Annotated in this window: 24 protein-coding genes; 7 read left to right on the top strand and 17 right to left on the bottom strand. The window is 65.2% G+C overall.

The window, feature by feature from the left end; genetic code table 11:
• Positions 1–27 precede the first annotated feature (27 nt).
• The gene (locus ACFDR6_RS00270; RefSeq protein ID WP_375856999.1) at positions 28–1,071 is read right to left on the bottom strand and encodes a C-terminal binding protein; all 1,044 of its coding nucleotides are present in this window, start codon (positions 1,069–1,071) and stop codon (positions 28–30) included.
• A 260-nt stretch (positions 1,072–1,331) separates the two neighbouring features.
• Between ACFDR6_RS00270 and ACFDR6_RS00265 the strand changes: the two genes are divergently transcribed.
• A complete protein-coding gene (locus ACFDR6_RS00265; protein ID WP_375856997.1) occupies positions 1,332–3,017 on the top strand; it encodes a methyl-accepting chemotaxis protein in 1,686 nt (561 codons plus the stop codon).
• Positions 3,018–3,207: 190 nt separating this feature from the next.
• On the opposite strand, the gene ACFDR6_RS00260 is transcribed toward ACFDR6_RS00265, so the two are convergent.
• Positions 3,208–4,185 carry a Bug family tripartite tricarboxylate transporter substrate binding protein gene (locus ACFDR6_RS00260; protein ID WP_212088297.1) on the bottom strand — a complete coding sequence of 326 codons (978 nt, stop codon included), beginning with the start codon at positions 4,183–4,185 and terminating at the stop codon, positions 3,208–3,210.
• Between the two features lie 220 nt (positions 4,186–4,405).
• Positions 4,406–5,341 carry a DMT family transporter gene (locus ACFDR6_RS00255; protein ID WP_212088299.1) on the bottom strand — a complete coding sequence of 312 codons (936 nt, stop codon included), beginning with the start codon at positions 5,339–5,341 and terminating at the stop codon, positions 4,406–4,408.
• A gap of 105 nt (positions 5,342–5,446) precedes the next feature.
• Here ACFDR6_RS00255 and ACFDR6_RS00250 point away from each other — a divergent pair, with 105 nt between their 5' ends.
• Positions 5,447–5,836: a DUF1330 domain-containing protein gene (locus tag ACFDR6_RS00250; RefSeq protein ID WP_212088301.1), complete on the top strand. Its 390-nt coding sequence runs from the start codon at positions 5,447–5,449 to the stop codon at positions 5,834–5,836.
• A gap of 170 nt (positions 5,837–6,006) precedes the next feature.
• Here ACFDR6_RS00250 and ACFDR6_RS00245 read toward each other — a convergent pair whose 3' ends face one another.
• A complete protein-coding gene (locus ACFDR6_RS00245) occupies positions 6,007–6,939 on the bottom strand; it encodes a DMT family transporter (RefSeq protein WP_212088303.1) in 933 nt (310 codons plus the stop codon).
• Positions 6,940–7,359: 420 nt separating this feature from the next.
• Here ACFDR6_RS00245 and ACFDR6_RS00240 point away from each other — a divergent pair, with 420 nt between their 5' ends.
• Together ACFDR6_RS00240 and ACFDR6_RS00235 are read left to right on the top strand one after the other, a co-directional pair.
• Positions 7,360–8,652 carry an adenylosuccinate synthase gene (locus ACFDR6_RS00240; RefSeq protein ID WP_212088305.1) on the top strand — a complete coding sequence of 431 codons (1,293 nt, stop codon included), beginning with the start codon at positions 7,360–7,362 and terminating at the stop codon, positions 8,650–8,652.
• Between the two features lie 37 nt (positions 8,653–8,689).
• Entirely contained in the window at positions 8,690–10,282 is a 1,593-nt protein-coding gene (locus ACFDR6_RS00235; RefSeq protein ID WP_375856993.1) for a hypothetical protein, read from the top strand.
• A gap of 152 nt (positions 10,283–10,434) precedes the next feature.
• Here the strand turns inward: ACFDR6_RS00235 and ACFDR6_RS00230 are convergent, their stop codons facing one another.
• The 3 genes from ACFDR6_RS00230 to ACFDR6_RS00220 all read right to left on the bottom strand — a co-directional run bounded on the left by ACFDR6_RS00230 (position 10,435) and on the right by ACFDR6_RS00220 (position 11,477).
• Positions 10,435–10,710 carry a hypothetical protein gene (locus tag ACFDR6_RS00230; protein ID WP_212088315.1) on the bottom strand — a complete coding sequence of 92 codons (276 nt, stop codon included), beginning with the start codon at positions 10,708–10,710 and terminating at the stop codon, positions 10,435–10,437.
• A gap of 257 nt (positions 10,711–10,967) precedes the next feature.
• Positions 10,968–11,198: a PIN domain-containing protein gene (locus tag ACFDR6_RS00225; protein ID WP_317241028.1), complete on the bottom strand. Its 231-nt coding sequence runs from the start codon at positions 11,196–11,198 to the stop codon at positions 10,968–10,970.
• Positions 11,199–11,234: 36 nt separating this feature from the next.
• Positions 11,235–11,477 carry a cysteine rich repeat-containing protein gene (locus ACFDR6_RS00220; protein ID WP_212088319.1) on the bottom strand — a complete coding sequence of 81 codons (243 nt, stop codon included), beginning with the start codon at positions 11,475–11,477 and terminating at the stop codon, positions 11,235–11,237.
• A 142-nt stretch (positions 11,478–11,619) separates the two neighbouring features.
• Between ACFDR6_RS00220 and ACFDR6_RS00215 the strand changes: the two genes are divergently transcribed.
• Together ACFDR6_RS00215 and ACFDR6_RS00210 are read left to right on the top strand one after the other, a co-directional pair.
• A complete protein-coding gene (locus tag ACFDR6_RS00215) occupies positions 11,620–12,045 on the top strand; it encodes a DUF5413 family protein (RefSeq protein ID WP_212088321.1) in 426 nt (141 codons plus the stop codon).
• A gap of 62 nt (positions 12,046–12,107) precedes the next feature.
• A complete protein-coding gene (locus ACFDR6_RS00210) occupies positions 12,108–12,662 on the top strand; it encodes a DUF4112 domain-containing protein (RefSeq protein ID WP_212088323.1) in 555 nt (184 codons plus the stop codon).
• Between the two features lie 141 nt (positions 12,663–12,803).
• Here the strand turns inward: ACFDR6_RS00210 and ACFDR6_RS00205 are convergent, their stop codons facing one another.
• The 4 genes from ACFDR6_RS00205 to msrA all read right to left on the bottom strand — a co-directional run bounded on the left by ACFDR6_RS00205 (position 12,804) and on the right by msrA (position 14,753).
• Positions 12,804–13,097: a hypothetical protein gene (locus tag ACFDR6_RS00205; protein WP_212088325.1), complete on the bottom strand. Its 294-nt coding sequence runs from the start codon at positions 13,095–13,097 to the stop codon at positions 12,804–12,806.
• Between the two features lie 213 nt (positions 13,098–13,310).
• Positions 13,311–13,475 carry a DUF3309 family protein gene (locus tag ACFDR6_RS00200; protein WP_212088327.1) on the bottom strand — a complete coding sequence of 55 codons (165 nt, stop codon included), beginning with the start codon at positions 13,473–13,475 and terminating at the stop codon, positions 13,311–13,313.
• Positions 13,476–13,586: 111 nt separating this feature from the next.
• A complete protein-coding gene (gene msrB / locus ACFDR6_RS00195; RefSeq protein WP_212088329.1) occupies positions 13,587–14,006 on the bottom strand; it encodes a peptide-methionine (R)-S-oxide reductase MsrB in 420 nt (139 codons plus the stop codon).
• 30 nt (positions 14,007–14,036) lie between these two features.
• Entirely contained in the window at positions 14,037–14,753 is a 717-nt protein-coding gene (gene msrA / locus ACFDR6_RS00190; protein ID WP_317241025.1) for a peptide-methionine (S)-S-oxide reductase MsrA, read from the bottom strand.
• 259 nt (positions 14,754–15,012) lie between these two features.
• Here msrA and ACFDR6_RS00185 point away from each other — a divergent pair, with 259 nt between their 5' ends.
• Positions 15,013–16,698: a caspase family protein gene (locus tag ACFDR6_RS00185; protein WP_375856990.1), complete on the top strand. Its 1,686-nt coding sequence runs from the start codon at positions 15,013–15,015 to the stop codon at positions 16,696–16,698.
• A gap of 106 nt (positions 16,699–16,804) precedes the next feature.
• Here ACFDR6_RS00185 and ACFDR6_RS00180 read toward each other — a convergent pair whose 3' ends face one another.
• From ACFDR6_RS00180 to napE, 6 genes are all read right to left on the bottom strand, one after another.
• Positions 16,805–17,920, bottom strand: coding sequence for an ATP-dependent DNA helicase (locus ACFDR6_RS00180; protein WP_212088336.1), 1,116 nt, complete (start codon positions 17,918–17,920; stop codon positions 16,805–16,807).
• 87 nt (positions 17,921–18,007) lie between these two features.
• Positions 18,008–18,661, bottom strand: coding sequence for a NapC/NirT family cytochrome c (locus ACFDR6_RS00175; protein ID WP_249153350.1), 654 nt, complete (start codon positions 18,659–18,661; stop codon positions 18,008–18,010).
• Positions 18,658–19,128: a nitrate reductase cytochrome c-type subunit gene (locus tag ACFDR6_RS00170; RefSeq protein WP_212088338.1), complete on the bottom strand. Its 471-nt coding sequence runs from the start codon at positions 19,126–19,128 to the stop codon at positions 18,658–18,660. Before ACFDR6_RS00170 ends, ACFDR6_RS00175 begins: the two co-directional genes overlap by 4 nt.
• Positions 19,125–21,638, bottom strand: coding sequence for a nitrate reductase catalytic subunit NapA (gene napA, locus ACFDR6_RS00165; protein ID WP_212088340.1), 2,514 nt, complete (start codon positions 21,636–21,638; stop codon positions 19,125–19,127). Before napA ends, ACFDR6_RS00170 begins: the two co-directional genes overlap by 4 nt.
• 16 nt (positions 21,639–21,654) lie before the next feature.
• Positions 21,655–21,984: a chaperone NapD gene (locus ACFDR6_RS00160; RefSeq protein WP_212088342.1), complete on the bottom strand. Its 330-nt coding sequence runs from the start codon at positions 21,982–21,984 to the stop codon at positions 21,655–21,657.
• Between the two features lie 26 nt (positions 21,985–22,010).
• The gene (gene napE / locus ACFDR6_RS00155; protein ID WP_212088344.1) at positions 22,011–22,193 is read right to left on the bottom strand and encodes a periplasmic nitrate reductase, NapE protein; all 183 of its coding nucleotides are present in this window, start codon (positions 22,191–22,193) and stop codon (positions 22,011–22,013) included.
• Positions 22,194–22,444 lie beyond the last annotated feature (251 nt).

The raw sequence follows: 22,444 nt of genomic DNA, 5'->3' as shown, positions 1-22,444 counted from the left end.
GGTCGTCGGCGCGTTCGCGCCGACCGCCTAGCTGTTCGGCCCCCGATCCATGCTGACGGGTTGCCAGCGACGGAGCGTGGTGGACTGCAGCACCGACGGATTGACACAGCTTACCGGCCACATGCCCTGCAGCACCAGTGACAATTCGTAGCCCACCCGGCGCTTGCGCGCTTCGTCAAACCGTGCCGAGGCCGACGCCACATGGGCGGTCAGGGTCACGTTCTCCATGCCGAGCAGGGGATTGTTGTGCGAGGGCGGTTCCTTCTCCAGCACGTCGAGGGCGGCGTGGGCTATCCAGCCCTCCTGCAGCGCCTTGATCAGGCTCTCCTCGTCCACGGTGGCGCCGCGCCCGGTGTTGACGAAGATCGAGCCCTTCTTCATCTGCCGAAAGTGCTTCTCGGTCAGCATGTGATGGACCTCCGGCCTTGCCGGGGCATGCATCGAGACGAAGTCGGATTGCGACAGCACCTCGTTCAGCGTCGCCGGGATCACGCCGTGGTCGTACATCAGCGTTTCCTGAATGAAGGGATCGTAGGCCATCATGCGCAGGCCGAATGGTGCCGCGCGCTTCGCAACGGCACGGGCCACGCGGCCGAACGAGATGAAGCCGAGCGTCTGGCCCATCAGCCTGGGGACCTTGAGCAGCGCTGGCCGGCCCTCGGCCCAGCGGCCGTCGCGCACCATGCGGTCCTGCTCGACCAGACGGCGGAAGCCGGCGAGCAGCAGCATCATGGCGTGATCGGCGACCTCCTCGATGAAGGTGTCGGGGATGTTGGTGACGGGAATGCCGCGCGCCGTGGCGGCCTTGACGTCGACGCTGTCGACGCCGACCGAGCCGAGCGTGATGACCTTGCAGCCTTCCAGCGCGTCGATGATGGTCTTGGTGATGGGGATGCCCTTGGCGTAGATCGCGTCGGCGGACTTCGCGGCGGCAATGAATCCGGCTTCGTCAGCGGGCGCCTCGACGATCTCGGCATCGATCGGATCGAGCGCTTCGCGCTCGAAGGAATAGTCGCTGCCCGCGACCGTGAAGCTCGCGCCCTTCGGCGTCACCACCCTGTATTTCGGCATTTCTCGCTCCCGATTTGGTTTGTCGGTTCTTGTTGCGACCCGCCTCCGCGGGTGGGTCTTTACGTCTTTTACGCGAAATCGAGCTGATGGCCTACAATTCCCGGTTGTCGGGCCGGAGATAAGTTGCCGGTTTCCGCGCCTGCGTCCGGGCTTCTACGGAGGCGCGTAAGTAACTTGCTAAGGGGTCGGCCAATAGAAGTTGATTTGATTTTGATCGATCTGGTCGCGTGCCCGTATCCCCTTATTGCCGGAGCCATCCCGTGAAGTTGAGCAATCTGAAGATCGCCCCCAAGCTGGGCATCCTTGTCGGCGTGGCCCTGCTCGGACTCTGCGTCGCTGGCCTGTTGGCAGCGCACTTGATGCGGCGGGAATTGGTCGACGCCCGCTTGGAGCAGACCAGAGCCATGGTCGAAATGTCGCGGAACATGGCGCTCGGTCTGCAAAAGCAGGTCGATGCTGGGCAGCTCACCAAGGACGCGGCGATCGCGGAGTTCGTCCGTCGCGGCAGCTCGATGACCTATGATAAAGGCTCGGGCTACATATTCGCCTATACGATGGAAGGGGTCGCCGTGCTGACGCCCGACCCGAAGCAGCACGGCACCAACCGCCTGGACATCGAAACCAACGGCCGCAAGCTCGCGCGCGAGCTGCGCGACGGTGTCGCTGCCAAAGGCGACGTCACACTGCGGTACGAATATAATCGCCCCGGCGAAAAGGAAGTTATCCGCAAGCTGTCCTATGCTGTGGCGATTCCCGGCTGGAACATGTTCGTCGGCACAGGGGCGTATCTCGATGACCTCGATGCCAAGCTGGCGCCGGTGGCCTGGCTGCTCGGTCTCTCCCTGATGGGCATCATGCTCGTGGCCGGCGCCGTCGCCTGGCTGATCGGCCGCAGTATCAGCCGGCCGCTGAGCCTGCTCGGGACCCGCATGAAGGAGCTCGCCGACGGCAGACTGGAGGGGGATATCCCGGGCGTCGGCCGCGGCGACGAGATCGGCGCGATGGCCGCGACCGTCCAGATCTTCAAGACCAATGCGGAGAAGATTCGCGAGCTCGAGCAGACCGAGGCGGCTGCACAGCAGCGGGCCGCGGCGGAACGCCGCAATGCGATGGTGGAGCTCGCCAACGACTTCGAACGCAGCGTCAACGGCATCGTCCGCTCGGTCTCCTCGGCCGCGGCCGGCATGCAGACGACGGCGCAGTCGATGACCGCGACCGCCAGTGATGCCTCGTCGCGTGCGGCGACGGTCGGCGCTGCCTCGCAAAAGGCCTCCGGCAATGTCGGCACGGTCGCCGCGGCCGCCGAAGAGCTGTCGAGCTCGGTTGCGGAAATCTCCCGCCAGGTGACGCGCTCGACGGAAGTCGCGAGCCGCGCCGTCAGCGACGCCGAACGCACCAATGCCACGGTGCAGGTGCTCTCGACCGGCGCCGAGAAGATCGGCGAGGTCGTCAAGCTGATCCACTCGATCGCGGCGCAGACCAACCTGCTCGCGCTCAATGCCACCATCGAAGCGGCCCGCGCCGGTGAGTCCGGGCGCGGCTTCGCCGTCGTCGCCTCCGAGGTCAAGGCGCTCGCCAACCAGACCGCCAAGGCGACCGAGGAGATCTCCGCGCAGGTCGCGGCGATGCAGACCTCGACCAGCGATGCGGTCACGGCCATCTCCGGCATCACCCAGACCATCGCCGAGATGAGCGAGATCACCGCGGGCATTTCCGCATCGATCGAGCAGCAGGGGGAGGCGACCCGCGAGATCGCCCGCAACATTCAGTCGGTCGCAACCGGCTCGAGCGAGATCAACGCCAATATCGGCAGCGTCACCTCTGCGGCGGAAGCGACCGGCAACGCGGCCACCGACGTGCTCACCAATGCCCGTGAGCTGGACAGCCAGTCCGGCGCCTTGCGCAACGCGGTGGACGGCTTCCTCGCCAAGGTGCGTGCGGCGTGAGTTTCCTGCGCTGAATTCGTAAGGTGGGCAAAGACGCGAAAGCATCGTGCCCACCTTTTTTCCATCCTCTCGCCCGTCATGTCCCGCGAAGGCGGGGCATCCAGTACGCCGCAGCCTCTCGGTTCCAGCCGCCGTCTCGGAGTACTGGATCGCCCGCCTACACGGGCGATGACAGTAGCAGTGGCGGACTCTACTGCTTCTCGATCTTCGCGTTGGTGATCAGCTTTTCCCACAGCACGAGCTGCTCGTTGACGAACGTGCCGAGCTGCTCCGGCGTCCCTGAGAACGCGTCCATGCCGAGCGTGGCGAGCTTGGCCTTGATCTCGGGATTCTCGACGATCTTCCTGATCTCGGCGTTGAGGCGCACCACGATCTCCTTGGGCATGCCGGCGGGACCGAAATAGCCTTGCCAGGACGAGATGTCGAAATCAGGCACGCCGGCCTCCTGCATCGAGGGCAGATGCGGCACCAGTGGCGAGCGGTCCTTGGTGGTGACCGCGAGCGCGCGCAGCGCATTCCCGTTGACGTGCGGCAGGCCGGTCAGGATATCCACGAACATCATCGACACGCGGCCGCCCATGACGTCGTTGAGCGCCGGCGGCGAACTCTTGTAGGGCACGTGCAGCAGGTCGAGCCCGGCATTATGCGCAAAGGTCGCGCCCGACACGATCGCCGAGGACGATCCCGAGGCGTAGCTCAGCTTGCCCGGATTGGCCTTGCCATAGGCGACGAGCTCGCCGACGGTCTTGGCCGGCACTTCCGGATTGACCACCAGCATGAAGGGCAGATCGCCGGTGCGCGCGATCGGGGTAAAATCCTTGACCGGATCGTAAGTGAGGCTCTTCAGCAGATAGGGATTGGCCGAATGCGTGGTGTTGGTGGTTACCAGCAGCGTGTAGCCGTCGGGGGCGGCCTTTGCGACATAGGTCGCGGCCAGCATGCCGTTGGCGCCCGCCTTGTTCTCGATCACGATGCCGACGCCGAGCGCCTGCGACAGTTGCTGCGAAATCAGCCGCGTCGTGGTGTCGGTGCCGCTGCCGGCCGCGAACGGCAGCACCAGCGTGATGTTGCGGCTGGGATAATTGTCGGCCTGTGCCGCGGATGCGGCGGCGAGACAGAGCGCGGCCGTAGCCACGGCGCGCAGGTTTCGAATCAACGCTGAAATCATGTCTGGACGTTCCCTCTTCTTGGTTGGCTGGGAACCTAGCTGCTCTGATCCGAAACCGGAAGACGGGAGTTTGTCTCGTGCCCCGGACGCTGCGCAGCACGAAATGATGCGCCGCAGAGCCGGGGCCCATGCTGCGGCACTCTGTGTCCCGGCTCTGCGCAGCAGCATTGCACGCTGCAGCGCGTCCGGGACACGAGCCCGCAGCGTCCGTCCCGCGGAATTACTTCACCGCCGAACCCTGGCGCGAGGCGATCACGACGCCGGCGAGCACCAGCGCGTAGCCGATCAGGTGGAACCGCTGCAGCGTTTCGCCGAGCAGCAGGATCGCCATCGCCGAGCCGAACACCGGCACCAGATGGAAGAACGGCGCCGCCCGGTTCGGCCCGATCAGCGCCACGCCGCGGTTGAAGAAGAGATAGGCCAGCGTCGAAGGGAAGATCAGGATGTAGCCCATCGTCGCCAGCGTGATCCCGTCGAAATGCAGCACGCGGCCGCTGGCCGCCTCCCATATCGCTGTGGGCAGCAGCATCGTCGCGCCGCAGCAGGTGGTGAAGGCCAGAAAGGAGAGCTGGTGGATCTTCGGCCGCCGCGGGATGAACACCGAGTAGAGTCCGAACGCCACCAGCGAGGAGGCGAACATGAGGTCGCCCCGGTTGAAGCTGATGCTCGCGAGCGCGGCGAAATCGCCGCGCAGGATGATGACGAGCACGCCGAGCAGCGAGATTGCGATGCCGGCGAGCTGCGCACCCGTCAGCCGCACGCCGAACAGCACCAGCGACCACAGCGCCACGAACAGGGGGCCTGCCGACTGGATCAGCAGCGCGTTCAACGCCTCCGTGTACTGCATCGCCCAGTACGAGATCGCGTTGTTGAAGGCAAAGCCCACCAGCGACAGGAACAGCATCAGAGGCAGGCTCCTGCGCAAGGCAGGCCAGTCGCTCTTCAGGTGCGGCCAGGCGAACGGCAACAGGATCAGGAACACGCCGAACCAGCGAATCGTAGTCACCGTCAGCGGCGGCACATGCGCGCCGACATGGCGCGCGAGCACGATATTGCCGGCCCAGAACAGCGAGGTCAGGCTCAGCAGCAAGTAAGGCTGGTTGTTGAGCCAACTGGCCGGATTGGAGGCCTTTGGCGCGGGCGAAGCGATCGTCATTGGCGTTGCTTACGAGCTTGCGCCGGATTGGCGTCATGGCACAAGTCACAGCGCCGCAATGCTACAATGCAGGCATGACCCGAGGAGGCGGCTTTGGCGGTTAATATGTTGAACATCGAGGGGCTGGAGCAGATCGATCCACAGTCGCCGGTGGTGATGTTGAACCTGATGCGTTTCCACGCGCGCTCGCGTGACGGCGACGGATCCGGCTGGGACGCATACTTGCGCTACAGCGCGATCACCGTCCCGATGATCAAGGCGCGCGGCGGCACCTTGCTCTGGACCGGCGAGGCGAAGGCCATCGCGCTCGGACCGCACGCCGGCAACGACTGGGACTTTGTGGCGCTGGTCTATTATCCGACCGTCGCGGCCTTCCTCGACATGATGACCTCCGAAGCCTACGAGCGCGAAGCCGACCCGCATCGCCTCAATGGCTGCGCCGAGCACGTGATCATTGCGACCAGCGAGGCGTACAGCAAGTTCAGGACGAAGTAGGAATGTCTGTGGCGCGGCTCTTTCCCTCTCCCCTTGTGGGAGAGGGTGGCTCGCCGCGATAGCGGCGAGACGGGTGAGGGGTTCTCTCCTCACGGACAATCGCGCGAGTGGAGAGAACCCCTCATCCGGCGCTTCGCGCCACCTTCTCCCGCAAGGGGAGAAGGAAGAATTCAACTCGCCTGCGTCCTCGACGCCACGAACACGCCCGACAGCACCAATGCAAAACCGATGAAGTGGAACGCCTGGGGGAGTTCGCCCAGAAAAAACATCGCCATGATCGAGCCGAACACCGGCACGACGTGGAAGAACGGCGCGGCGCGGTTGGCGCCGATCAGGCGCACGCCGCGATTGAAGCAGAGATAGGCGAGCGTCGAGGGAAACACCGCGACGTAGAACAGCGTCAAGAGATTCGGCCCGTCGAGCATCATGACCGGGCGCGCGTACAATTCCCAGATCTCCAGCGGAATGAGGCAGGCGGCGCCGACCCCGAAGGTGAAGGCGAGGAACGACAGGCCGTGCATCGGCGGACGCTTCAGGCTCAGCACCGAATACAGCCCGAAGATCACTAGCGCGCCGATGAAGATGAGATCGCCCTTGTTGAACTCGATGCTCGAAAGCGTGGTGAAATCGCCGTGCAGCAGGATCGTGAGCACGCCGCACATCGACAGCAGCACGCCGAACGCCTGCGCCGCGGTGAGCCTGATGCCGAGGATGGCCAGCGACCACAGCGCCACGATCAGCGGCGCGGATGACTGCAGCAGCAGCGTGTTGAGGGCCTGGGTATGTTCCAGCGCCCAATATTGCAGCGTGTTGAAGGCGCCGATGCCGGCGACAGACAGCGTGACCATCAGGCCGAGCTTGCCGCGGATCGCGGGCCAGTCCTGCGCGAGATGCTTCCAGGCGAACGGCAGCACCAGCAGGAAGGCGAAGAACCAGCGCAGGAACGACAGCGTGACCGGCGGGATGTGGCCGGCGGCGAGGCGCCCGACGATGGCGTTGCCGGCCCAGCACAGCGCGGTGATGCTGAGCAGCAGATAAGGCTGGTTGGCGATCCAGCTATGACCGGATGTTTCCGCGCTGGTGGTTTGACCGGTGGCGGACATTGTGTCTGGTGGGCCCCGCGTACACCGAGGCTTCCGGCCCGGCGGGATCCGGGCCGGCTGATCGCCCGGCGCTGCCCAAAGACACGGAAATCGAAGTTGCTTCAACGGGGCCGGATGCATCGCGACCATGCAGCGGCGGATCGAGCCTCTTACGCTTTGGTCGAAGGGAGCGCGCCGACGGCGAAGGTTTCTGGATTTTCCGGGGATATCAAAGGCTTGGAGCGGCCTCGAAGCCCTGAAAAAGTCCGGTTCTTGCTTGCCTAGAGAGGCTGCTTCCTTTATCCGGTTGGGCTGCCTCGCGTGTGATCGGCCTTGGGCCGGGAATTGGGCTGGGCGCAGGCATGATCCCGGAAAAGTGGGTCCCGGTTTTCTGTTCGGATCATACCACCTACAGAGAAATCTTCGAAGGATTACCCGCGAATGGCCAATGTTGTCGTCGTCGGCGCCCAATGGGGCGACGAAGGGAAGGGCAAGATCGTCGACTGGTTGTCGGAGCAGGCGGACATCGTCGTCCGCTTCCAGGGCGGCCATAACGCCGGCCACACGCTCGTCATCAACGGCAAGACCTACAAGCTCGCGCTGCTGCCGTCCGGCGTGCTCCGCGAGGGCAAGCTATCGGTGATCGGCAATGGCGTGGTGTTCGATCCTGCCGCCTTCCTCGACGAGGTCACCAAGTTGCGCTCGCAGGGCGTCGATATCAGCCCCGACAACCTGCGCGTTGCGGAAAACGTCACATTGATCCTGCCGCTGCACCGCGAGCTCGATGCGCACCGCGAATCCGCCAGCGCGGCGACCGCGATCGGCACCACGCGCCGCGGCATCGGCCCGGCCTATGAGGACAAGGTCGGCCGCCGCGCCATCCGCCTGATGGACCTCGCCGACCTCGACACGCTCCCGCACAAGATCGACCGCCTGCTGGCCCACCACAACGCGCTGCGCCGCGGCCTCAACCTGCCGGAGTTCGACGGCAAGGATATCCTGAAGGAACTGACCGCGCTGGCGCCGCAGCTTCTGCCCTACGCCGAGACGGTGTGGCGGCTGCTCGACATCAAGCGTCGCGAAGGCAAGCGCATGCTGTTCGAGGGCGCGCAGGGCGCGCTGCTCGACGTCGACCACGGAACCTATCCTTACGTCACCTCGTCCAACACGGTGGCGGCGCAGGCCGCGACCGGCGCCGGCCTCGGGCCGGCTGCGGTCGGCTACGTGCTCGGCCTGTGCAAGGCCTACACGACCCGCGTCGGCCAGGGCCCGTTCCCGACCGAGCAGGATAACGAGACCGGTCGCAAGATCGGCGAGCGCGGCCGCGAGTTCGGCACCAATACCGGCCGCCCGCGCCGCTGCGGCTGGTTCGATGCCGTGCTGGTCCGCCAGGCGGTCCGCACCTGCGGCATCAACGGCCTGGCGCTGACCAAGCTCGACATCCTCGACGGCTTCGACACGATCGAGGTCTGCACCGGCTACAAGCTCGACGGCAAGGAGATCGACCATTTCCCGGCCGGCGAGGGCGCCCAGGCCCGGGTCGAGCCGATCTACGAGACCATCGAGGGCTGGAAGGAGCCAACCGCCAGTGCGCGGTCTTGGGCCGACCTGCCGGCCCAGGCCATCAAATATGTCCGGCGGATCGAGGAATTGGTGGGGTGCCCGGTCGCACTGCTTTCCACCAGCCCCGAACGCGAGGATACTATCCTGGTGCAAAACCCGTTTGAGGCTTAACGATCTCTTACCAGGACGCGGGTATAGTTGAGTTGAAATGGCTGATTACTATCCGCTGATCGCCCGCGCTATTGCCGCCCTGGACCCGAACGCTCCCGGCGAAAGCCGTCGCGCGCTCTATGAGCGGGCGCGCACGGCCCTGATCGCGCAGTTGCGCAGCGTACAGCCGCCGCTCTCCGAATCCGAGATCACCCGCGAAAGGTTGTCGCTGGAGGAGGCCGTCCGCAAGGTCGAATCGGAGGCTGCCCAGCGTGCCCGCGAGGCCTCGCGCCCCGGTGGGGGCGGCCGCAGCGGCGACGCCTTTCGCCGCGCCAGCACAAGAGCCACTGAAGGCAACGCGGCTGCGGCCTCGCCGCCTCCGCCGCGTACGCGTCCGGCTCCGCCGCCGCCCCGGGCCGACCGTCCGTCCTTCAACGTCGATGACCAGGGCGAGGCGCAGCGTCCGCCGCGCGCGCCCCGTTTCGACGCCCCGCGCCAACCGGGACCGTCTGCCCCGCCACCGATGCCGGAGCCGGCCGGACGCGATCGCGCCGGTGCGCGCCGTCCGCCTGATGCCGGACCGCCGCCGCCGCTGCCGCCGGCACCGGGCGTGCGCGGCTTCCGCGACATCACGGCCGATGCCAATGATCTCGGCGGCGCTGCCGCGCAGGCCAGCCGCGCCGCACGCCGCACCTACGCCAACGTGCCCTCGCCCACGCCGGAATTCGACCGGCTCGAGCCGAGCCTGGAAAACCGCGCCGGCGAGTCCGAGGCGCCCTATTCCTACGACGAGTCGATCGAGGAGGCGGAGCGCTACGCGCCGCAGCCGTCTTCGCCGCGGCCGCGCATCGCGCCCGAGCGCGAGGCCAAGAAGCGCGTCCGCACCGGCTCCGCCTTCCCGTTCAAGAGCGCGATCGCCGTCGGCATCGTGCTCATCCTGGTCGGCGCCGGCATCCTCTGGGGCAAGCAGCTGGTCCAGATCGTCAACGGCTTTATCAAGCCATCCGCGACGCAGGTGGCGGACACGCCCGCTCCGGCGCAGCCGCAGAGCAAGCCGAAGATCCCCGATCGCGTCGGGCAGCCTTCGGCCAGCGACCAGCCCGTCGCGCCGGTGGCGCAGAAGGTGGTGCTCTACGACGAGGATCCGTCCGATCCGAAGGGCAAGCAATATGTCGGCTCGGTGGTGTGGCGGCTGGAGCCGATCAAGGCGTCGGGCAACCAGAAGGCCGACGTCGCCGTGCGCGCCGACATCGAGATTCCCGACCGCAAGTTCAAGATGACGATGTCGTTCCGCCGCAACACCGATTCCTCGCTGCCGGCGAGCCACACGGCGGAGCTGACCTTCATCCTGCCGCCGGATTTTCCCGGCGGCAGCGTCTCCAACGTGCCGGGCATCCTGATGAAGTCGAACGAGCAGGCCCGCGGCACGCCGCTCGCAGGGCTCGCGGTCAAGGTCACCGACGGCTTCTTCCTGGTCGGCCTGTCGAATGTCGACGCCGACCGCTCCCGCAACGTCCAGCTCCTGAAGGAGCGCTCGTGGTTCGACGTGCCGCTGGTCTATGCCAACCAGCGCCGCGCCATCATCGCCATCGAGAAGGGCGCCCCCGGCGAACGCGCCTTCAACGACGCCTTCGCGCAGTGGGGCGATTGAGCTGCTGCTGTCATTCCGGGGCGTGCAAAGCGAACCCGGAATCCATCGTGCAGCGGGTGACGTCGAGAAATGGATTCCGGGTTCGACGTTTCCGGGCCGCGCTTTGCGCGGTCCCGTCGCGTCGCCCGGAATGACAACCGGATGGTCCGGCGCTACTGCGCCGCCGCTTCCCGCTTGCGCGATGCAGTTGCGGCGCCGGCCTCGCGGTCCATCACGGCGCGGCAGCCGGGGCTGACTTGCGCCTTGTTCCGCACCATGCAGGCCCTGACCCTGGGGATGTCCGGGATTTCACCGGAGCACAGCCGCATCGCATCGCCCGTGCACATCTGCTGCGCTTCGGACGAGAAGGCGAGGCCGGGTGAGGTCTGGAGTGCGATGGCGGTGGTTGCGACGACGAAAAGCGAAGCGATGGTCTGAGTGCGTGTCATGCAGAATGGGTCCCCGATGTCCCTGGGCTTGAGCCACTTGGTTTTTTGGGGCGCCGCACGCGACTTGATCTGCCGCATGTCACAGCCTTCACGTCGGGAACCTTGTCCCGCATGTGGTCGCTCGATTTCTTGATGCTCGAATCGAAAAGTGCTGCGCCGCCCGAGCGAAGTATGCGCCATTGTCGAGCGGCTGCAATGGTCGACATGAAGGAATTTGCAGTTGTTGCATCGACGTCACGCACAGAGCGTGCGCGCGATCAAATCAGCCGATCAGAGGACGCGCTCGCTTGTTCCGCATCGGTGGTGCCGAGCGCGGCTGCGTGTTCCTCGATGGCGGTGACGCCCTTGGCGGTGAGCTCGAACAGGTCGCCGTCCTTCATCACGTAACCGTCCGCGATCAGTTGCCCCATCTTGCCTTGCCGATCGTCGGCGAAGGCAACGGATTGGCTGATGTCCCGCAGGATCGAGAGCTGTTCGTCGCGCAACATGGCTTCACTCTCCATTCGCTGGGGATGGTCCTAGCCTCACATGCCGTGGCTCTGAAAGACCTTGCTGCACGACTTCGACAGCTTGGCCCGGTTGGCTTGCAGGCAGCTCTGCACCGCGCCGTCATTGCCGAGGTCCTTGCGACAGAAGCGCTGCGCGTCTCGCGAGCAGGCCTGCTGTTCCTGCGGCGTGCCCATATGGCCCTGCGCAAGGGCGGGCGGGTTCGACAGGCCGGTCAGGGCCGCCAGCGTGACTGTCGCCAGAAGAAATTTGCGGGCCATGGACGGCTCCAATGTGACAGGGATAATTCAGGTCCTGTCTGAACTCGTCGCTGTGTCACTTGTTCCCGCAAAGGCAGGTCCGCCCCGCTATTCAAGGTTCCCACGGCGCTGCTATAACACTGAAGAAGTGTGAGGGTGTTCGATGAAACGCTATCTGGTGTTTGCGCTGGTCGGCCCGTTCGTCGGCGGGTTCCTGCTGCTGCTGACGACGACCTATCAGTCCGGCTATTGGACCCAGACCAGTCTCGGCGAGGTCGGCAAGCTGTTCGCAGTGTTCTTCAAGACCCTGCAATACAGCTATCTGTTCGGCTTCCTGCCCGCGCTGATGATCGGCGCGGTCGACGACATCCTGGTCCATATCAGGCGCATCGGCCCTGGCTTGCGGATGCTGCTGGTCGGCCTGTTCGCCTTCGTGCTGGCTTCGCTCACCTACAGTTCGCGCGGGCCGGACTCGGGCGCGGTGCAGTTCATCCTGTACGGCCTCGTCGGGTTCGTGCCGGCGGTGATTTCGTCCTGGCTCGTGCACAGATACGTCAAGGAGCCGCAAGCAGTGGCGGCGCCGACCTGAGCGCGCGACTTTAGAGCGCGGCGCAGCAACCTTTCGCCGCGGCGGCGCGTTCCTTCGAGGCCATGACCATGTCCGACGACGATATCATTGCTCCGCGCCGATCCCGTTCGGGCAGCGGCTCGCGTGCAGCCTCAGGCAAGGCGGCGCGCGGGCCGATCATCGATCAGGAGGGCCATGAGGTCCGCCCCGAGGCGCTGGAGCCGGGATCTCGCGAGTTCCGCTTCGATCTCGGCAAGGACAATCCGTTTGCTGGCAATCCGTTCGGCAATTTGACGCGCGAGCAGCGGATCGCGCGGCTCGAGGCGATCGCAAAGCTGCTCGACGTTGCCTTCATCGTGCCCGGCACCAACATCCGCTACGGCATCGACGGGCTGATCGGCCTGATCCCTGTCGTCGGCGACATCATCACGACGGCGATCTCGCTGTGGCTGGTGCGCGAGGCCCGCGCGCTGGGCGCACCCTGGTACATTACCGCGCGCATGCTGGGCAATGTCGCGCTCGACGGCGTGGTCGGCATCGTCCCGTTCGCGGGCGACGCTTTCGACGTCATGTTCCGCGCCAACATGCGCAACGTCCGTCTGCTGCAGCGCTGGCTCGACAAGCAGCCGCGGATGTAGGTGCGCAATTGCCCAGCGGTTCGTCATGCCCGGACAAGCCAGGCCATGACGCTGTGGAAGCACGAAAGCCTCAAAACGCAAAAAGCGCGACGGCCTTTCGGCCATCGCGCTTTCCACGCACATCGGATGCTTGCGAAAAACTTACGCCGCGTCGGCGTCGGCTTCGGCCGGCTGCGCCGGCTTGGGACGACGGGGCAACGGGAAGGCTTCGCTCTCATAGAGCGAGCGGATGCCGTTCTGGTCGAAGCGCGCTTCCTCGACCTGGAGATAGGCGCCGTTCAGCGAATCCGTCGGCAACTGCTCCATCGCGAACTGCACGGCTTCGGCCGCGGTGCCGAACCGGCGATAGGTGAAGCCTGCACGCTTCTTCTTGCGGATCGCGGCGGGGAAGAGTTCGGCGGAGGTGTTGAAGTTGAACGGACGCAGTGGACGCATGGTCAAAGACCTCGTGATCTTGTCTGGGGCTTTAAGCGCGTGGGGTTTGGGAGGGCAGGGCCGCAATCAAGCGGGCCCGCCGCACATGCCATTTTCGACCTCTAATATAGGCCGTTTTGACAAAAATGCGACCCCCGCGATGGGAGATGATGAATCCGCGCATGGCAGCCCCGCACGCGCGATAAACCTTGTAATTTCAATGCTTTATTTGGCTTACAGTTTGCCAAGAAGCAACAGCAGGACCAGCACCACGAGCACGACGCCGCCGATCCCCATGCCGGAATGGCCCAGGCCATAGCCGTAACCCCCCAGGCGGCCGGACAGGCCCCCGAGAAGATAGATGATCACCAGGATGATCAGGATGGTCCCGAGTGACATGGCTTCCTCCCTGGCGGTCGCCAAAATGCGTGATCGGCCTCACCGCACCGCCAGAGAAGAAAGCACATCCCGGAGTCGGGTTCCACGAGGGAACCCGACGCCGCATGCTGATTATTTAGGCTCCAGCTTCAGCGCCGCCGAGTTGATGCAGTAGCGCAGGCCGGTCGGCCCGGGGCCGTCGGGGAAGACGTGGCCGAGATGACCGCTGCATTTGGAGCAGAGCACTTCGGTGCGGATCATGCCGTGGCTGACGTCCCGTTCCTCGTCGATATGGCTCTCGACGGCAGGCGCGGTGAAGCTCGGCCAGCCGCAGCCGGAATCGAACTTGGCGTCGGAAGAGAACAGCTGATTGCCGCAGCCGGCGCAGACATAGGTGCCGGCGCGGTGGTCGTGCTCATACTCGCCGGAGAACGGCCGCTCGGTCGCCTTCTCGCGCAGCACCGCGTACTGCATCGGCGTCAGTTCTTGCCGCCACTGCTCTTCGCTCTTGATGACCTTGTCGTCTGTGGTTTTCGTCTTGGTGTCGGGCATGGGTCTCCCGTTCCTGAGATGATCTCGCGATCAGTTGGTGGCCTTGCTGGCACTGACCAGCGTCGGCTTTTCAATGTAGTTATCCGCGAACAGCTTTTTCAGGTTCTCGACCTTCGGCAGGTCGTTATAGGCGATGTAAGGCTGGTTCGGGTGCAGCGTCAGATAGTCCTGATGGTAGGCCTCCGCGGGGTAGAACGCCTCCAGCGGGCCGACCTTGGTCACGATCGGCTTGCTGAAGACCTTGGCGCCATTGAGCTGGGCGATATAGGCCTCCGCCACCTTCTTCTGCTCGTCGGAGGTGGCGAAGATCGCCGAGCGATATTGCGGGCCGACGTCGGGGCCCTGCCGGTTGAGCTGGGTCGGGTCGTGCACCACCGAGAAGTAGATCTGGAGGATCTTGCCGTAGGAAATCTTCTTCGGATCGTACTTGATCTCGACGACCTCGGCGTGGCCGGTCCGGCCGCTCGAGACCGCCTTGTAGTCGGCGGTCGCCTTGGTGCCGCCGGCATAGCCGGAGACCGCGTTGACGACGCCTGCGGTGTGCTGGAAGACGCCCTGCACGCCCCAGAAGCAGCCGCCGGCGACCACCGCGGTCTGGATCCCGCTCGCTTGTGCCGCATCCACGGCTGGGGCGGGGATCACGACCGCATCCTCGGCGGCCCGGGACGGCGTGGCAAAGGCCAGCGCAAAGGTGAGCGAGAGGGCGGTGGTTGCGGCCAGCAGGGAGGCGAGGGCAGGTCGGCGCATGGCGGATCCTCTTTCGGAAGGTCTGACAGTCTAGGGCGGTCGCGGCCGGACGAACAGTTGCCCGGCCGCCTTTTCGCATCACCCGAGATACGGGCGCAGCCGCCGATTGTTACGGCGGGACGGACACGAGTCTGTGAAATGAGCCGGGCGGCACGGTCCGGCGAGCGCCCGCTTGGCGAGACCGGGAACTCCGCGCTAGATGAACCGGGGCGATCGATGATCGACTCAAGAGGAATTCGGCTGGAGCAGGCCCGACAACATGCTGCGCGCGGTTTCCCTGATCCTCGTCCTCCTGGCCGCCGGCGTGTCGAGCGCCGCGGCCGACCCGCAAGCCGACGAGCTCGCCACCTGCCGCGACCGCCAGGCCGACGTGCAGGCCCGCGCCAATGCCTGCGAAAATCTGCTGAAGGCCGACAAGCTCACTGGCAAGGACAAGGCCATTGCGCTCTCCGCGCGCGGCAGCTCGCTGATCAACAGGCGCGACTACGACCATGCGATCGAGACCCTGTCCATCGCGCTCGATCTCGATCCGGACTACGTCATTGCCCTCAACCTGCGCGGCCTCGCCCATGAGCGCAAGGGCCAGGAAGACCTCGCCATGGCGGACTACAATCTCGCCCTCCAGAAGCGCCCGACCTATGGTGTCCCCTACAACAATCGGGGCGTCATCCACGCGCGCAGAGGCGCGCAGCAAAGTGCGCTCGACGATTTCAGCCTGTCGATCAAATACACGCCGAAATTCCTGCTCGCCTGGACCAATCGTGCCCGCGCGCGCACGCTGATGAAGGATTTCGACGGTGCGCTCGCCGATTTCGCGGAGGCTGAGAAGATCGACCCGGCCGCGCCGCAGATCGCCGGCAACCGCTGCATCACCTACGGCATGATGGGCAAGTTCGATCAGGCCTTTGCCGACTGCAACCGCCTGATCGAGAAGCAGCCGAAGAACGTATTCGCGGTCAACAATCGCGCCGACGTCAGCATGATGAAGGGCGACCTCGACGCCGCCCTGAAGGACTACAACACGGCCATCCAGATCAATCCGAACAACGTTCGCGCCCATTCCGGCCGCGGCCAGATCTATGAGATGAGGCGCGATCTCGCCCAGGCGCGCGCCGACTATCGGGCGGCGGCCTATTCGCTGACGAAGTTCGACGAGCCCGATGTCGCGCGCGCCCGCGCCAAGGCGCAGGAGCGGCTCGCCGCGCTGATGCCGCAGACGCCGGGAGGCGCGTCCACCGGCCGCCGCGTTGCGCTGGTGATCGGCAACGGCGCCTACAAGAACGTCCATGCGCTGCCGAATCCGCCGCGCGACGCGAAGCTAATCGCAGGCGTGCTGCGCGATCTCGGCTTCCAGAGCGTGATGGATGCCAAAGATCTCACCCGCGACACGTTCTTCCGGACGCTGAAAGCCTTCGCCGAGGAAGCGGAAAAGGCCGATTGGGCGGTGGTCTACTATGCCGGCCACGGTTTCGAGATCGGCGGGGTGAACTATCTGGTTCCGGTCGACGCCAGGCTCACCGCCGACAAGGACGCCGAGACCGAGGCCGTCGCGCTGGAGCAGGTGATCGCCGCCGTCGGGGCCGCGCGAAAGGTGCGTCTCGTGGTGCTGGACGCCTGCCGCGACAATCCGTTCGCGCCGGCCATGCAACGCACGCTGTCGCTGAAGCTGGTCGACAGGGGCTTTTCCAACATCGAGCCCGGCGCCGGCTTCATGGTGGTCTACGCCGCCAAGCATGGCGAGACCGCGATGGACGGCGATGGTGCCGCCAACAGCCCGTTCGCCACGGCGCTCGCCCGCGAGATCAAGCAGCCGCGCGTCGAAATCCGGAAACTGTTCGACATCATCCGCGACGACGTCTGGGCCGCGACCAGGCACGCCCAGCAGCCGTTCACTTACGGCTCGCCGCCGGGCCGGGAAGATTTCTACTTCGTCGCGGGGAAGTGACAGAGTGCCGTAGGGCGGGCAAAGCGAAGCACCCACGATTTTTGACTTGCGGAGGGAGAGCGCGGGGACGGCGCGTTGCGCTTTTGCCCACCCGACGGCAGCGAATCTAAACGACGATACTCAGCCTCTTCGCCGCGCGCGTGATTCCCGTGTACAGCCAGCGTGCCCTGGACTCCTGAAATGCGAAGCTCTCGTCGAACAGCACGACGTCGTCCCATTGCGAGCCCTGCGACTTGTGCACGGTGAGCACATAGCCGTAGTCGAACTCGTCATAGGGCTTGCGCTGCTCCCAGGCGATCTGCTCGACGCCGCCTTCGAAGCAATCGGCGCGCACCGAGACCTTGGTCACCTTGTGTCCGAAATCCTCGTCCGGAGACAGCCGCATCGAGAGGATGCGCGACTTCGAGCGCGAGGTGTTGCGTGACTTCACCCGCCACAGGCCGCCGTTGAACAGGCCCTTCTTGCGGTTGTTGCGCAGGCACACCAGCTTGTCGCCGGCGACCGGAAAGACGTCCTCGATGTTCTGGCGCTGGCGCACCCGCATGTTGTACGCGCGCCTCGTGTTGTTGCGGCCGACCAGCACCTGGTCGGCGCCCATGACGCGGTCGGGGTCGAGCTCCTTGCGGGAGACCACCTCGCTCTCGCCATAGCGGCCGATGTCGAGTTCGCGTCCCTCGCGGACATCCATCGACATCCGCACGATCGGATCGTCCTGCGCCTGGCGATGCACCTCGGTCAGCATCGCGTCCGGTTCGGTATTGGTGAAGAAGCCGCCGCCCTGGATCGGCGGCAGCTGCGCGGGATCTCCCAGCACCAGCAGCGGGCAGTCGAACGACATCAGGTCGCGCCCTAATTCAGCGTCGACCATCGAGCATTCGTCGATCACGATCAGCTTGGCCTTCGAGGCCGGCGCGTCGTCCCACAATTCGAAGCTCGGCTGTTCCTCGCCGGATTCGCGGGCGCGGTAGATCAGCGAATGGATGGTCGAGGCCTCGTCGCAACCCTTGTTGCGCATGACAAGGGCGGCCTTGCCGGTGAAGGCGGCGAATTTCACCTCGCCATCGACGCCTTCGGCGATGTGCCGCGCCAGCGTTGTCTTGCCCGTCCCGGCGAAGCCGAACAGGCGGAACACCGGCGGCGTGCCGTTACGACCGGGTTTTGCTTTCAGCCAGTCGCCGACGGCCTTGAGGGCGGCATCCTGATGCGGGGTGAAGGTGGCCATGTCTGTCTTGAGAGGTGCGAAACGAGGCGATTCGCTATCCCCCAAAACTAACCATTCGCTCCGCCCGTTCAAGCCGCCAGGCTGGCCTTACTGCCAGCCGGGAACGCCGCGCATGTCGGGCAGCTGATGGGCGATGCCCTTGTGGCAGTCGATGCAGGTCTTCTCCTTGGTGAACAGGAAGCGCTGGTGCGCCACTGATGCGCGCGGCGACTGCTTGGTGATGTCCATGGAATCGGCGCTGTGGCAGTTGCGGCACTCCAGCGAATCGTTGGCCTTGAAGCGGGCCCATTCATGCGCCGCCAGTTCGAGCCGGTGGTCCTGGAATTTCTCGCGGGTGTCGATGGTGCCGAAGATCTTGCCCCAGACCTCCTTGGAGGCCTGCATCTTGCGCGCGATCTTGTCGGTCCAGTTGTGCGGCACGTGGCAGTCCGGGCATGTCGCGCGCACGCCGGAGCGGTTGCTGAAGTGGATGGTCGACTTCAGCTCGGCGTAGACGTTGTCCTTCATCTCGTGGCAGCCGGTGCAGAACTTCTCGGTGTTGGTGATTTCCAGCGCGGTGTTGAAGCCGCCCCAGAAGATCACGCCGGCAACGAAACCGGCCAGCACCAGCGTGCCAAGGGCGAATACCGAGCTCGGCCGGGTCAGCACCTGCCAGAGCTCCAACGCAAACTCCCGGCTTCGCGCCAGGAAGCCGCGCTTGGTCTTCAGCTCGGCCTTGGGCCCGTCAGCGGTCGTCGTCATCGCCGGCCACCGGGGCTGGCGCGCGACAGCAGCGTGTCGATGTCGATGAAGTCGTTGCTGACCGGCGGATTGGCGGTGTTCTGCGGCACGTGGCATTCCGTGCAGAAGAAGCGTCGCGGCGAGACCGAGGCCAGGAACTGGCCGTCGCGGTCCATGAAGTGCGTGATCGAGACCATCGGCGCCTGCGATTCCGCGGTGCGCGCCCGCGCGTGGCAGGACAGGCATTTGTTGCCGTTGAGGTCGATCTGGTAGCCGTCGATACTGTGCGGGATCACCGGCGGCTGTTCCGGATAGTTGCGCACCTCCTTCTCGGAGGTGTTGCGGTTCGGCAGCATCGGCGGTGCCGGTCCCTCGTCGTTGAGCGGTGTCGGGCCGCGCAGGCCGGACGTCACCGTCTGCGCGGTCAGTGAACCCGTACCCGCGGCGATTGCGACCGCGAGCAGGACTATTGCAAATCTTTTCATCATGACAGGCTCACCCGCTCGATGCGCACGGCGCATTTCTTGAAGTCGGTCTGCAGCGAGATCGGATCGGTCGCGTCCAGCGTCACCTTGTTGATCAGCTTGGATTCGTCGAACCAGGGCACGAAGACGAGGCCGCGCGGCGGCCGGTCGCGACCGCGCGTTTCGACCCGGGCGCGGATGAAGCCGCGGCGGGACACGACCTTTACCTCGTCGCCGCGCCGGAGCTTCATGTCCTGTGCGTCGTCGGGATGGATGAAGCAGACGGCTTCGGGGAAGGCCTTGAAGAGCTCGGGCACGCGGCGCGTCATGGTGCCGGAGTGCCAGTGCTCCAGCACGCGGCCGGTCGAGAGCCAGTACGGATAGTCGTTGTCCGGCGATTCCGCCGGCGGCTCGTAGGGCAGCGCGAAGATGCGCGCCTTGCCGTCGGCATGGCCGTAGAACTGCACGTCGGTGCCCTGCTTGACGTAGGGGTCGCTACCCTCGCGGAAGCGCCACTTCGTCTCCTGGCCGTTGACCACCGGCCAGCGCAGGCCGCGCTCGCGGTGATAGGTGTCGAACGGCGCGAGGTCGTGGCCATGACCGCGGCCGAACTGGGCATATTCCTCGAACAGGCCCTTGTGGACGTAGAAGCCGAAGGCCTTGGATTCGTCGTTGGCGTAGCCCGCCTCGATGTCGGTAACAGGGAATTTGTCGACCTGCCCGTTCCTGTAGAGCACGTCGAACAGCGTCTTGCCGCGAACGTCCGGCTTCTTGGCGATCAGCTCCGCGGGCCAGACCTCCTCGATCTTGAAGCGCTTGGAGAACTCCATCAGCTGCCAGAGATCGGACTTCGACTCGCCCGGCGCGGGGACGAGTTGATGCCAGAACTGGGTGCGCCGCTCGGCGTTGCCGTAGGCGCCCTCCTTCTCCACCCACATCGCGGTGGGCAGGATCAGGTCGGCGGCAAGCGCGGTCACGGAAGGATAGGCATCCGAGACCACGATGAAATTGTCGGGGTTGCGGAAACCGGGATAGGTCTCTTCGTTGATGTTGGGCCCGGCCTGGAGGTTGTTGTTGACCTGCACCCAATAGGCGTTGATCAGGCCGTCCTTCAGCATCCGGCTCTGCAGCACGGCGTGGGCGCCGTTCTTGTCCGGAATGGTGCCTTCGGGCAGCTGCCAGATGTGCTCGGCGTGATCGCGATGCGCCTTGTTGGTCACGACCATGTCGGCGGGCAGGCGGTGCGAGAAGGTGCCGACCTCGCGCGCGGTGCCGCAGGCCGAGGGCTGGCCGGTCAGCGAGAACGGGCTGTTGCCGGGCGAGGAGATCTTTCCGGTCAGAAGATGGATGTTGTAGACGAGGTTGTTGCACCAGACACCGCGGGTGTGCTGGTTGAAGCCCATGGTCCAGAACGAGACCACCTTGGTCTTGGGATCGGCATAGAGCTCGGCGAGCGCCTCCAGCCGGTTGAGCGGCACGCCCGACATCTCGGCGGCCTTCTCCAGCGTGTATTCCGACACGAACTTGACGAACTCGTCATAGCTCATGTCCGTGGCGTCGTTGGGTTTCGCCGCGCCGGTTGCCTTCTTCTGCAGCGGATGCTCGGGCCGCAGGCCATAGCCGATGTCGGTCTGGCCGCGCTTGAACACGGTATGCTTGGCGATGAAGTCCTTGTTGACCCGGCCGGTCTTGATGATGTGGTTGGCGATGGCGTTGAGGATGTAGAGGTCGGTGTGCGGCTTGAACACCATGCCGATGTCGGCGAGGTCGAACGAGCGGTGCTCGAAGGTCGAGAGCACGGCGACACGGACATGCGGCGCAGACAGACGGCGGTCGGCCAGACGCGTCCACAGGATCGGGTGCATCTCCGCCATGTTGGAGCCCCACAGCACGAAGGCGTCGGTCGCCTCGATGTCGTCATAGCAGCCGGGTGGCTCGTCGATGCCGAAGGTGCGCATCATGCCGGCAACGGCGGAGGCCATGCAGTGACGTGCATTGGGGTCGATGTTGTTGGTGCGGAAGCCGGCCTTGAACAGTTTCGAGGCCGCATAGCCTTCCCAGATCGTCCACTGGCCGGAGCCGAACATCGCGACGCCGTTCGGCCCGCGCTTCTTGATCGCCTCCTTCCACTTCAGCTCCATGATGTCGAAGGCTTCGGTCCAGGACACGGGCGTGAACTCGCCGTCCTTGTCGTATTTGCCGCCCGTCTTGCGCAGCATCGGCTGGGTCAGGCGGTCGTGGCCGTACATGATCTTGGAGAGGAAGTAGCCCTTGACGCAGTTGAGGCCGCGATTGACCTCGGACTTGATGTCGCCGTGAGTGGCGACGACGCGATTGTCCTTGGTCCCGACCATCACCGAGCAGCCGGTGCCGCAGAAGCGGCAGGCGGCCTTGTCCCATTTCATTTCGGCACTGCTGCGCTCGGTGACGAGATTGGCGGCGAGCGCAGGAACCGGCATGCCGGCGGCGGCGGCCGCGATTGCGGCGGCCTCGAGCTTCAGCATCTGGCGGCGGTCGAGCTTGGGCGATGTCATGATGGCTCTTCCTGACTCAGGCGGTTTCAATGGCGTGGAAGACCAGTGCCGCGGAATAGACGTGTTGCAGCGACTGGATGGTGTTGAGCATGGTGCCGAGGCTGCCGGCATCGGGCGCTTCGGTCACGACGACGAGCTTGCCGCGGGGATCCCGGCCGTGGATCTCGCAGCCGGGCAGCGCGGTGATCTCGGCTTCGAGCTCGGCGAGACGCTCGGGGCGCGCCTGCACGATGATGCTGGCGATCTCGGCGCCCGGCGGCGGCACGATACGGTCGGCGCTGAGCAGCCGTCCGGTGATCAATGCGCGGCGGTTCAGTGTGGCTTTGTCGAGTGAGACCTGGGCCATGATGCCTGTCTTTCGCTCTGGGGGAGTCAATGGCGGGAGGGCGGGCCGGGAGGGCCGGCGAACATCTGGTAGATCCAGACGCCGAGCCCGTAGGAGCCGACCGTTCCGACCGCGAGGACGGGCATCACGACAGCGGTCAGAAACAGGAAAGCGAAAATCTCCATGCGCCTACGGCGCACGCGCGCGGTCGTGTCGTCAGGGGCCGACATATTCGGTCTCTTCGAAATGATGTGGGAATCGGGACGGCATCCGGGCCGTTGCCTTGTCGGCACCTTAGGTGGACGAGGTCTTGGTGCCTTGATCTAGATCAACCTGCTCAGGGCGAACGCTGCGTTGCACACCGCACCATCAGCGTTGTGTGATCGTGCGACCCCCCGAGCGATGTCCGCGGAGCGGAATTGGGACTTCGTAGACAGCGCCGCCTCGCGCATTAAGATGACGTCAACAACAAGAATGCGGG

This window comes from Bradyrhizobium tunisiense (assembly GCF_042263385.1).
GTDB classification, from domain to species: domain Bacteria; phylum Pseudomonadota; class Alphaproteobacteria; order Rhizobiales; family Xanthobacteraceae; genus Bradyrhizobium; species Bradyrhizobium tunisiense.
The sequence above is the reverse complement of the archived record's forward strand: the minus strand, read 5'-3'. Positions and strand labels throughout refer to the sequence as shown.

Coding starts and splice junctions, on each gene's coding strand:
- ACFDR6_RS00270 (WP_375856999.1), bottom strand. CDS start 1,071: ATGCCGAAATACAGGGTGGTGACGCCGAAGGGCGCGAGCTTCACGGTC.
- ACFDR6_RS00260 (WP_212088297.1), bottom strand. CDS start 4,185: ATGATTTCAGCGTTGATTCGAAACCTGCGCGCCGTGGCTACGGCCGCG.
- ACFDR6_RS00255 (WP_212088299.1), bottom strand. CDS start 5,341: ATGACGATCGCTTCGCCCGCGCCAAAGGCCTCCAATCCGGCCAGTTGG.
- ACFDR6_RS00250 (WP_212088301.1), top strand. CDS start 5,447: ATGTTGAACATCGAGGGGCTGGAGCAGATCGATCCACAGTCGCCGGTG.
- ACFDR6_RS00245 (WP_212088303.1), bottom strand. CDS start 6,939: ATGTCCGCCACCGGTCAAACCACCAGCGCGGAAACATCCGGTCATAGC.
- ACFDR6_RS00240 (WP_212088305.1), top strand. CDS start 7,360: ATGGCCAATGTTGTCGTCGTCGGCGCCCAATGGGGCGACGAAGGGAAG.
- ACFDR6_RS00235 (WP_375856993.1), top strand. CDS start 8,690: ATGGCTGATTACTATCCGCTGATCGCCCGCGCTATTGCCGCCCTGGAC.
- ACFDR6_RS00230 (WP_212088315.1), bottom strand. CDS start 10,710: ATGACACGCACTCAGACCATCGCTTCGCTTTTCGTCGTCGCAACCACC.
- ACFDR6_RS00225 (WP_317241028.1), bottom strand. CDS start 11,198: ATGTTGCGCGACGAACAGCTCTCGATCCTGCGGGACATCAGCCAATCC.
- ACFDR6_RS00220 (WP_212088319.1), bottom strand. CDS start 11,477: ATGGCCCGCAAATTTCTTCTGGCGACAGTCACGCTGGCGGCCCTGACC.
- ACFDR6_RS00215 (WP_212088321.1), top strand. CDS start 11,620: ATGAAACGCTATCTGGTGTTTGCGCTGGTCGGCCCGTTCGTCGGCGGG.
- ACFDR6_RS00210 (WP_212088323.1), top strand. CDS start 12,108: ATGACCATGTCCGACGACGATATCATTGCTCCGCGCCGATCCCGTTCG.
- ACFDR6_RS00205 (WP_212088325.1), bottom strand. CDS start 13,097: ATGCGTCCACTGCGTCCGTTCAACTTCAACACCTCCGCCGAACTCTTC.
- ACFDR6_RS00200 (WP_212088327.1), bottom strand. CDS start 13,475: ATGTCACTCGGGACCATCCTGATCATCCTGGTGATCATCTATCTTCTC.
- msrB (WP_212088329.1), bottom strand. CDS start 14,006: ATGCCCGACACCAAGACGAAAACCACAGACGACAAGGTCATCAAGAGC.
- msrA (WP_317241025.1), bottom strand. CDS start 14,753: ATGCGCCGACCTGCCCTCGCCTCCCTGCTGGCCGCAACCACCGCCCTC.
- ACFDR6_RS00185 (WP_375856990.1), top strand. CDS start 15,013: ATGCTGCGCGCGGTTTCCCTGATCCTCGTCCTCCTGGCCGCCGGCGTG.
- ACFDR6_RS00180 (WP_212088336.1), bottom strand. CDS start 17,920: ATGGCCACCTTCACCCCGCATCAGGATGCCGCCCTCAAGGCCGTCGGC.
- ACFDR6_RS00175 (WP_249153350.1), bottom strand. CDS start 18,661: ATGACGACGACCGCTGACGGGCCCAAGGCCGAGCTGAAGACCAAGCGC.
- ACFDR6_RS00170 (WP_212088338.1), bottom strand. CDS start 19,128: ATGATGAAAAGATTTGCAATAGTCCTGCTCGCGGTCGCAATCGCCGCG.
- napA (WP_212088340.1), bottom strand. CDS start 21,638: ATGACATCGCCCAAGCTCGACCGCCGCCAGATGCTGAAGCTCGAGGCC.
- ACFDR6_RS00160 (WP_212088342.1), bottom strand. CDS start 21,984: ATGGCCCAGGTCTCACTCGACAAAGCCACACTGAACCGCCGCGCATTG.
- napE (WP_212088344.1), bottom strand. CDS start 22,193: ATGTCGGCCCCTGACGACACGACCGCGCGCGTGCGCCGTAGGCGCATG.